Source organism: Deltaproteobacteria bacterium (genome assembly GCA_005879795.1).
Lineage (GTDB): Bacteria > Desulfobacterota > Binatia > DP-6 > DP-6 > DP-6.
In genome coordinates this window covers 20,341-27,614 of sequence record VBKJ01000099.1, presented here as the reverse complement: position 1 = coordinate 27,614, position 7,274 = coordinate 20,341, and the positions used below count along the sequence as shown (strand labels likewise).

The 7,274-nt window shown below is 70.9% G+C and carries 7 protein-coding genes; 4 read left to right on the top strand and 3 right to left on the bottom strand.

Going from position 1 to position 7,274, the window contains the following annotated elements:
* The first annotated feature begins 20 nt into the window (after positions 1–20).
* From E6J59_05065 to E6J59_05050, 4 genes are all read left to right on the top strand, one after another.
* A complete protein-coding gene (locus E6J59_05065) occupies positions 21–227 on the top strand; it encodes a hypothetical protein (GenBank protein TMB21773.1) in 207 nt (68 codons plus the stop codon).
* Positions 228–276: 49 nt separating this feature from the next.
* Positions 277–510 (top strand): hypothetical protein, encoded by a 234-nt coding sequence (locus E6J59_05060; GenBank protein ID TMB21772.1) that lies wholly within the window; start codon positions 277–279, stop codon positions 508–510.
* A 129-nt stretch (positions 511–639) separates the two neighbouring features.
* Positions 640–1,134 (top strand): ABC transporter permease, encoded by a 495-nt coding sequence (locus E6J59_05055; GenBank protein TMB21771.1) that lies wholly within the window; start codon positions 640–642, stop codon positions 1,132–1,134.
* Between the two features lie 148 nt (positions 1,135–1,282).
* On the top strand, positions 1,283–4,285 hold the full coding sequence (locus E6J59_05050) for a hypothetical protein (GenBank protein ID TMB21770.1): 3,003 nt from the start codon (positions 1,283–1,285) through the stop codon (positions 4,283–4,285).
* A gap of 10 nt (positions 4,286–4,295) precedes the next feature.
* Here the strand turns inward: E6J59_05050 and E6J59_05045 are convergent, their stop codons facing one another.
* From E6J59_05045 to E6J59_05035, 3 genes are all read right to left on the bottom strand, one after another.
* Positions 4,296–4,781: a CHRD domain-containing protein gene (locus tag E6J59_05045; protein ID TMB21769.1), complete on the bottom strand. Its 486-nt coding sequence runs from the start codon at positions 4,779–4,781 to the stop codon at positions 4,296–4,298.
* Between the two features lie 144 nt (positions 4,782–4,925).
* Complete coding sequence (gene rsmI, locus E6J59_05040; protein ID TMB21768.1) at positions 4,926–5,765, bottom strand: 16S rRNA (cytidine(1402)-2'-O)-methyltransferase; 840 nt, start codon at positions 5,763–5,765, stop codon at positions 4,926–4,928.
* Between the two features lie 13 nt (positions 5,766–5,778).
* Positions 5,779–7,272 carry an NADH-quinone oxidoreductase subunit N gene (locus tag E6J59_05035; protein TMB21767.1) on the bottom strand — a complete coding sequence of 498 codons (1,494 nt, stop codon included), beginning with the start codon at positions 7,270–7,272 and terminating at the stop codon, positions 5,779–5,781.
* Positions 7,273–7,274 lie beyond the last annotated feature (2 nt).

The following is a 7,274-nucleotide window of genomic DNA, read 5'->3' as shown; positions in this document are numbered from 1 at the left end:
GGTCCAGAGCGAGGGGCGCGATGAGCGGCCGCGATACGTCCCGAAGTGAAGCGCCGCTCACCGGGCGCTGCCACTGCGGCAACCTCGAGCTCGCGCTGGAGACGAGCCTGCGCCCGGAGGAGCTCTCGCTCCGCGCGGACACCTGCTCCTTCTGCCGCAGGCACGGCGCTCGCACGACCTCCGACCCGAGCGGGCATGTGGTGATCACCGTCCACCATCCCGACTGAATCGGAACCTCACCCGTCCACCGGCCAGCCGGTCGGCCTGCCAGTCGATGTGACGCCGGCGCGGCGTCCCGGTCCGGTCACCCTTGAAGGGCGCTACGGGCGCGTCGAGAAGCTCGACGTGCGCCACGGCGCCAACCTGTGGAAGGCCTATGCCGGGTACGACCACATCTGGACGTACCTTTCGGCCTATGGACCTTTCTCGGTGAAGATCCCTGAAGGCTCGCTGAGCCATGGCCCGTCCCTGCGTGCAGAGCGCCGGCGCCGCTGCCTGAGCGCGGTGTAGGGAAGCGTCGACCTCGCGGAGAGCCCGGGGCGGCCGCGTCGGTTACGCCCTGGGGGCCGGAGGGCGACTCCTCCGCGAGCGGCATACGTACTCGTCGCCGCGGGGGCCGCGCCGGACGACGTACGAGCCGTGATCGCACGCAAGATAGGCCGTCAGTACGGCCTTCAGCTCTTCTCGCCCGCCGAGCTGATGGACCACTTTGCCCGCGAGGTCCAACGAGGCTTTGCCTTCACTACCATCCTTCAAGCCGTGACCTTGATCGTCCTCCTGCTCGGCATAGCGGACACCTTGACCGCGAGCGTGCTCGATCGCACGCGGGAGCTGGGGACGATGCGCGCCATCGGTGCGCCACGTCGCCGGGTTGTCGGCCTCCTCACGCTGCAATCCGTCACGATGGGTCTCTTCGGGGTGACCTTCGCCGTGCTCACGGGGCTCGCGCTCGCAGTGCTCTGGGGGAGGTGGACGATGGAGGCGGTACTCGGGTGGCCGCTGGAATTTCACTTTCCGGTCGTCGCGGTGCTCAGCACTGTGGTGCTGGGCCTCTCGGCGTGCGTCATCGCGGCCATCCTGCCCGCTCGGCACGCGATGCGCGTGGCCCCCGCCGCTGCCCTGCGCTACGAGTGACGGGGCCTGGGGCTCGAGCCGGCGGTCCCCGGCCGGCGCCGGGCGCACGGGCTCGATGACGGCGAGAGCCACGTCCCGTTCGAGGCGGGTGTCCTTTCTCTAGCTCCGCTCGCGCCTGCGTGGTATCGCACGCTCGGCGAGTCTTCGCATGGCGGCACGCGGCCCGATCCTGGGCATCTTCCTCGTCGCGTTCGCGTTCCTCGCGGGCGGCGCTACAGCACATGCCTCGTCGTTCGTCACCTTCGAGACCGGCCAGGTGCGCCCGCTCGCGCTCTCGCCGGACGACACGCACCTCTACGCGCTGAACACCCCCGACGACCGGCTCGAGATCTTCGACGTCGACCCGCAGGGGAATCTCGCGCACTCCGGTTCCGTCCCCGTCGGCCTCGAGCCGGTCGCGGCCGCCGCCCACGGCGACGGGCGGCACGTCTGGGTCGTCAACCACCTCTCGGACAGCGTGAGCATCATCGACGTGAGCTCGAGCCCGCCGCGCGTCGTGCGCACGCTCCTGGTCGGCGACGAGCCACGCGACATCGTCTTCGCCGGACCGGGCGGCAACCGCGCCTTCATCACCACCGCGCACCGCGGACAGAACAGCGGCGTGCCGCTGGCGGACTTCACCACCGAGGGCATCGGACGCGCCGACGTGTGGGTGTTCGACGTGACGAACCTCGGCAGCGCACTCGGCGGCACGCCGCTCACCAAGCTGACGCTCTTCGGAGACACGCCGCGTGCGCTCGCCGCCAGCCCCGACGGCAACACCGTCTACGCGGCGGTCTTCCAGTCCGGGAACCAGACCACGGCGCTGAGCGAGGGTCTGGTGTGCGACGGCGGCGCGACGGCCGGCTCCTGCAGCGTCGCCGGGTTCACCATGGCCGGCGGCCTCCCCGCTCCCAACGTCGACTGCTTCGGCAATCCGCAGCCCGAGACGGGCATGATCGTCAAGTTCAACCCGGCACACAACGCGTGGGAGGACCAGCTCGGCCGCAACTGGAACAACGCCGTCCGCTTCTCGCTGCTCGACGAGGACGTGTTCGTGATCAATGCCGCGGGGAGCCCGCCGGCCGAGGCCGGGGTGCCGTACGCCGGCGTGGGTACGATCCTCTTCAACATGGTGACCAACCCCGTCACCGGGAAGGTGTACGTCTCGAACACCGAGGCGCGAAACGAGGTCCGCTTCGAGGGTGCGGGCACCTGTCCGAACAATTCCCGGACGAACACGACGGTCCGCGGCCACCTCCACGAGGCCCGCATCACGGTCCTCGACGGCGCGAGCGTCCTCCCTCGCCATCTGAACAAGCACCTGGACACGGCCGCCAGCTATGCGAACCCGGGGGCAACGGAGAAGGCGAAGAGCCTCGCGACGCCGCTCGGCATGGCGGTCACGCCCGACGGCGCGACGCTCTACGTCGCGGCGTTCGGCTCGAGCGCCGTCGGCGTGTTCAGCACGGCCCAGCTCGAGAGCGACACGTTCGTCCCGAGCGCGGCGAGCCACATCCCGGTCAGCGGCGGCGGGCCGAGCGGCCTCGCGCTGCGGGGCAACCGTCTCTACGTCTTCACGCGCTTCGACGACGCGATCTCGATCGTCGACACGGGGAGCAAGGCCGAGATCGCTCACCTGCCAATCCACAATCCCGAGCCGGCGTCGGTCACCGTGGGCCGGCGGGTCCTCTACGATGCGCTCGGGACCTCGGACAATGGGGAGGCCTCGTGCGCCTCCTGCCACGTCTTCGGCGACTTCGACGGCCTCGCCTGGGACCTCGGCAACCCGGACGCGTTCCCGCCGACGGGCACGCTGAACAACCCGAACCCCTTTCGCCTCACCGTGGGCGAGAACCGGAACTTCCGCGCACTCAAGGGGCCGATGACCACGCAGAGCCTCCGCGGGCTCGCGAACGCCGGGCCGATGCACTGGCGGGGCGACCGGACGGCCGGGAACGACGCGGGCGGCGACCCGCTCGACGAGAACGGCGCCTTCCTAAAGTTCATCGTCGCCTTCGACGGGCTGGTCGGAAAGGCCGGGGCCATCAGCAGCACCGAGATGCAGCGGTTCGCCGACTTCATCCTGCAGGTGACCTATCCGCCGAACCCGATCCGCCGCCTGGACAACTCGCTCACCGCCGATCAGCAGGCCGGGCGCAACTTCTACTTCAACATCACCTCCGACACCGTCCAGACCTGCAACGGCTGCCACCGCCTCGACCCGAGCCTGGGCTTCTTCGGGACCGACGGCTTCTCGAGCTTCGAGGCCGAGACCCAGGACTTCAAGGTCCCGCACCTGAGGAACGCGTACCAGAAGATCGGGATGTTCGGCATGCCCGCCCTGAACAGCGCCATCAATGCCGGCAACAACGGCAACCAGGGCCCGCAGGTGCGGGGCTTCGGCTTCCTGCACGACGGCAGCGTCGACACGCTCTTCCGGTTCCACAACGCGACCGTCTTCAACGGCGGGTTCGACCCGAACGGCGGCGACACGACGCGCCGCCAGGTGGAGCAGTTCATGCTGGCCTTCGACAGCAACCTCGCCCCGATCGTCGGCCAGCAGATCACCCTCACGAGCACCAACGCGGCGACCGTCGGGCCCCGCATCGATCTGCTGCTGGCGCGCGCCGGGCAGAACGAGTGCGACGTGGTGGTGAAGGGCAGCGTCGGCGGCGTCCCGCGCGGCGCGGTCCGGGTCGCCGGGGCGACCACCACGTTCAAGACCGACCGGGCGGCGGATCCACTGCTCACCGACGCGCAGGTGCGCAACCTCGCGACCACGCCGGGCCAGGAGGTGACCTACACCTGCGTGCCGCCCGGCTCCGGGATCCGGATCGGCATCGACCGCGACATGGACGGCTGCCTCGACTTCGACGACGCCGACCCGACCGACCCCGCGGTCTGCGCGGCCGTCACCACGACGACCACCACGATCGCCGCTACCAAATGCGGCGACGTGACCGGGGACGGGGTCGTCAACATCGGGGACGCGCTGGTCGTGGCCCAGCTCGACGTGGGGGTCCGCCAGTGTAGCCAGCTCGCCCACCCCGAGGCGTGCGACGTGAACGGCGACGGCGCCTGCAACATCGGCGACGCCCTCAGGATGGCGCAGTGCGATGTGGGCGCGATCCCCTGCGCGTTCACCTGCAGGCTCTTTGCCTGCCGGTGAGCAGGCGCCGTCATCGACCCGTCGGGATGATCTGGCCCCGGATCTCGCCGTTCGGGAATTGGGTGGTGTGGATGTTGAGGTACATGAGGCCCTTCTTGAGCTCCTTCTTGAGGGCCCCGCTCGTGAGCGGTCCCACGCAGCCGTTCTTGGGATTGCCCGGAACCGGCGTGAGGGGGAACAGAACCGCGGCCGACTGTCCGGGCGTGGCCGGCCCGTGCACGTGCGCCGCAGCCTCGGCGCTCGTCAGCGTGGTGAAGCTGATCGAGTAGCAGAGCATCTTCGTCGCCTCGTCGAACGTCAGGAAGGCCACGCCGAGCGCGTCGCTCGTGGTGGGCGGGGTCTCCTGACCGCCGTTCATGAGCGCGATGAAGGTCTTCGTGCTCGCCGCACCGACGGGAAGGGCCGACAGGGTGAAGATGACACCCGCGGCGAGCGCGATCCACCAGCTGCATCGATTCATGGCGATCCTCCGTGTCCCCATGTTGGTGCCGACCATTCGGCGGAAGCCTCAGAGCACTGCCGGTGGGCGCCGTCAATGGGCTGCGGCCGCCGCAGCACGGCCGATGAGCACCACGAAGGGCCTCATCCCACCTGCATACCCGACTGCTGAGCGTTCCGTCGGATACGCCACGCCCACACCTCACCCCCGCTCGAGCGCGAGCCCGCGCCGGTAGACCTCACGGCGGCTCATCCCCGTGCGGCGTGCGATCTCGGCCGCCAGCTCGCGGAGCCCGCGCCCGGCGGCGCGGCCGGCGCGCAGCTCCTCGTCGATGGAGGCCACGTCACGCGCCGGCTCCGCCTCGGGCGCGCCCGCCACCAGGACGGTCACCTCGCCGCGGAGCGACGCGCGGCGGGCCACCCGCTCGCGCAGCTCGGAGAGGCTGCCGCGCAGGATCTCCTCGTGCCGCTTGGTGAGCTCGCGCGCGAGGGCCGCCTCGCGGTCGCCGAGCGCGGCCTCGGCCGCGGCGAGGAAGGGCGCGAGCCGCCGCGCCGCCTCGAAGAAGACGAGCGCGCGCGGCTCGTGCGCGAGCGCCGCGAGGCGGGCCGCCCGCGGCCCGGGCCGGCTGGGCAGGAAGCCCTCGAAGACGAAGCGCTCGGCCGGGAAGCCCGCCACCGACACGAGGGCGGTCAGGGCCGAGGGCCCGGGCACGGGGACGACCGGCACGCCGGCGGCCAGCGCACCCCGCACCAGGTGATAGCCCGGATCCGCGATCCCGGGCGTGCCGGCGTCGGAGACGAGCGCCACCGAGGCGCCGGCCTGCAGCCGTGCGACGATGGCGGGCGCGCGGTCGCGTTCGACGGCGTCGTAGTAGCTGGTGAGCGGGCGCGCGATGCCGTGGCGCCCGAGCAGCGTCCGCGTGCGGCGCGTGTCCTCGGCGGCGATGAGGTCGACCTCGCGGAGCACACGGAGCGCGCGCAGGGTCACGTCCTCCAGGTTGCCGATCGGGGTGGCGACGACGTAGAGGGTCCCGGCCGCCACCGGACGCCCACCCTCAGCCGGTGAAGACCCTGCCCGCGACCTCGACCCAGCGGAGCAGCCAGTTGAAGTTGACGCCGAGGACGAGGGTCGCGAGCGAGAGCACGCCCACGGGCCCCAGCTCGTTCGCTCCGAAGCGCAGCGCCGGGTCGTCGGCCGTGGGGTCGTCCAGGAACATCGTCTTCACGACCCGCGCGTAGTAGTAGAGCGAGATCACGCTGTTCAGGAGCCCGATCACCACCAGCACGTAGAGCTGCGCCTGCACGCCGGCGGCGAAGACGTTGAACTTGCCGACGAAGCCGGCGAGCGGCGGGAGACCGGCGAGCGAGAAGAGGAAGACGCCGAGCGCCAGCGCGGGCGCGGCGCCGCCGCGCCAGGCGAGCCCGCGGTAGCCGTCCAGGTCCTCGCGCCCGGTCGCGTTGGCGATCAGCATCACGACCCAGAACGCGCCCAGGTTCATCAGGTAGTAGGCGACGAGATAGAAGAGGAGCGCCTCCACCCCCTTGTCGGCGAAGACGACGAACCCGAGCAGCGCGTAGCCCGCGTGCGCGATCGAGGAGTAGGCGAGCAGCCGCTTCATGTTGGTCTGCGAGAGCGCGGCCAGGTTCCCGAGCGTCATGGTGGCGACGCAGATGATGCTCGCGAGCTGGGGGATCGGGACCTGCGCCACTGCCGGCGCCGGCCCCTCGTGGCCGACGCCGAAGTGGAAGAAGCGGAGCAGCAGGGCGAAGCCGGCGGCCTTCGAGCCGACGGCGAGGAACGCGGTCACGGGGATGGGCGCGCCCGTGTACACGTCGGGCGCCCACATGTGGAACGGCACCGAGGCGATCTTGTAGCCGAAGCCGGCGAGCACCAGCACGAGCGCCAGGAAGAGCGCGCCCCGGCTCGCCGGGTCGAGCGCCGCCACGCCGCGCGCGATCCCGGCGTAGTCCATCGCGCCGGTCAGTCCGAAGACCCAGCTCATGCCGTAGATCATCGCCCCCGAGGCGACGCCGCCGTAGATGAGATACTTGAGCGCCGCCTCGCCCGAGCGCCGGTTGTGGCGCAGGAAGCCGGTCAGCACGTACGAGGTCAGGCTCACGAACTCGAGCGAGAGGTAGGCCATGAGCAGCGTGCCCGCCGAGGCCATGAGGAACATCCCGAGCCCGCTCGAGAGGAGGAGCGCATAGTACTCGCCCTCGTTCGGCTGCGCACGGATCTCCCTCGACGACAGCGACATCCAGACGACGGCGAGCAGCGCCAGGCCGAGCAGCACCTTGAAGAACACGCTGAACGCGTCGAGCACGATCATGCCGTTGAAGAGCCAGGCCCCGCGCACGTCGAGCGGACGGAGTCCGCGGGTCAGGACGAGCGCCGCGCCCACGCCGGCCAGCGCCAGATTGCCCGGCCACTCGCTCGCCTGCCGGCCCGCGCGCCCGGTGAGCGCCAGGTCGACGAAGATGACGGCGAGGATGGCGGCCGCGAGCACCAGCTCCGGGTGGAAGTAGGCGAGGCTCTCGGTGGTGCCCATCG